Raw genomic sequence first — 2279 nt, 5'->3', positions numbered from 1 at the left:
CGGCCCGCTGTCGAGCACCTCGGGGCGATCACACTCAAGCTGGGCCCACGCCGGGGCCGCCAACAAAAGGATGAGAAACACTGCGCTCAGGCAATAAGTCGCTCGCATGTTTCCAACGATAGTCCGCCGGCGGGGGAGGGCAAGCGGGCGCGTCGCTGGTAACTTGCCCCGCCATGTAGCAAGATTCCGTGCGTCCATGGCAGAGAAAGCGCAAGCGCAGATCGAAGCCCCGCAGATCGAGGGCTACGACGACTACCGGGCCTATCTGGCCGACCGGGTCGCCTGGCTCAAGCAGAGCAACCCCAAGTTCTCCTATCGTTTTTTCGCGCGCAAGGCGGGGTTCAAGTCGCCGGCGTTTCTCAAACACGTGATCGACGGGAGCCGCAACCTGACGGCGGCGTCCATCTCCCGCTTTGCCCGCGGCCTGGATCTCAGCGAGGAAGAGACCGAGGTCTTCGAGATCCTCGTGCTCTTCAGCCAGGCAAAGGACGACCGCGAACGCAACCGCCACTTTCAGCGCCTGCGAAAGCGCAAGTCCCGCCACGGCGCCATCGCCGAGCTGAGCGAGGCCCAGTACGACATCTATTCGGAGTGGTACGTGCTCGCCATTCGCGAGCTGCTCTTCCTGCCCGAGTTCCGCGAAGACCCGGCGTGGATCGCCGCGCGCGTCTTCCCCCGGATCAGCGAGGAAGAAGCCGCCCGCGCCCTCGAACTACTCGAGCAGGTGGGCCTCATCGCGCGCGACGGCAACGACCGCCTGCGCCCGGCGAAAGTAACGATCAGCACCCCGTTGCAGGTTGGCTCCCTGGCGGTGCGCAACTATCATCGCGCCATGCTCGATAATGCCAAGCACTCGCTCGACGCGCTCGCCCCTTCCGAGCGCAACGTGACCAGCCTGACCTTCACGGCCGGCCGCGCCGATTATGAGGAACTCTGCCGGAAGATCGCGAACTTCCAGGAAGAAGTGCTGGCCTTCGTCAATCGCGGGGCCGAAGACAATAAGAAACGCACCCCCCGCGAACCCGAGGAAGTGCTCCTTCTGGGCTTTCAGCTCGTCCCACTCACCCGCGCCCCGGAGGATTGATGCGAAACTGGATTACCTGGCTGTGCCTGCTGGCCCTCGTGCTCGGCACCGGCACCTGCTCCGAGGGCGGAAGCCGCACGGGCAACGCGGCGGACATTCCGCTCGCGATGGACACCATCGGACCCGAAGGTGGCACGATCAAGGTGGACATGCCGGGAAGTCTGCTTGACGGGGCGGAGGTGACGGTTGCTGCCGGTGCTTTGTTCGAGGATGTCGAGTTTGAACTGATTCAGATCGTCGATCAGATCGTTCCCGATCCGGCGCTACGTGCGCTGCCTCGTTCGGCGACGCTGCGTGTCGAACCGCTGGACCAGTTCACACTGATTCCTGTCGAAGTCCGATTGCCGGTAAACATGTCAGTATCGCCAGGCATTGGCGATCAAGTTTTGAATATCGCACTATCGAGGTCCTCTTCGGGGAGTGTATTTTATTCAGCGCTAAGCGATGCTGATTTCGGCGACGGATTCGGCACGGTGAGTTCTTCATTGCTCGCGGATTTTCAGTTGGGATCGCAGCTGATCAATGTTGACAGCTCAGGGCTATATACCCATGTTCCGACTGCCAGTGGTCTCCCGGCCAAACACGTCGTTACGGCAAACAGTGCTGACCAGATCGAACTCTCGCTTGAACTGAGTGCACAGTTTGGGTCAGCCAATTCTTTGATCGGGTCTGAGGGGCTCAATTTTAGAGTGCGGTGGACTAACTTGAGCACGATGGCGAACGATCTCTTTGATCCTGGAGTTGGTGAGTTTGCCTATGACGACAACGGTACTCCGCTCGATGCCACGGATGATATCCATACTCTGCTGCACACTGCAGCAGAGTCACCGGTTACGCAAAATCCGGGGGAAGTCCTGATGGAGGTTGAAGTCTATGCTGCTGGTCACAGCCCATTCGCTGACTCATGCATAGCTAGCCCGATTTGTGTTCCGATTCCGTACCGCAGTGACCCATTCGAGGCGGTTCCGTGAATTAGATTTATTTGTCAAAATCGCTGTCTGATGTTCACTCAAAGTGAACGAATATGCGACGTACGGCGCTGTTTGAGGCCGTTTTCCCTTGAGCCACTGCACGTTTCTCCGATAGTGTGAGCCCCTGTGAAGCTGTGGGGACAGCATTCACATTCATCCCGAATCTTGTGGCGAAATTCCTACCGCCCCTCCAGCTCCAGCCACTGGCCGTCTTCACCGAGGAT

At 59.5% G+C, this 2279-nt stretch carries 2 protein-coding genes; both read left to right on the top strand.

Annotated features, from left to right (window positions below; translation table 11 throughout):
* Positions 1–196 precede the first annotated feature (196 nt).
* Positions 197–1084 (top strand): TIGR02147 family protein, encoded by an 888-nt coding sequence (locus tag KDH09_18765; protein ID MCB0221746.1) that lies wholly within the window; start codon positions 197–199, stop codon positions 1082–1084.
* Entirely contained in the window at positions 1084–2055 is a 972-nt protein-coding gene (locus KDH09_18760) for a hypothetical protein (protein ID MCB0221745.1), read from the top strand. The genes KDH09_18765 and KDH09_18760 overlap by 1 nt, the downstream gene beginning before the upstream one ends.
* Positions 2056–2279 lie beyond the last annotated feature (224 nt).

Source organism: Chrysiogenia bacterium, from assembly GCA_020434085.1.
GTDB lineage: Bacteria > JAGRBM01 > JAGRBM01 > JAGRBM01 > JAGRBM01 > JAGRBM01.
This window is presented reverse-complemented; position numbering and strand designations above follow the sequence as displayed.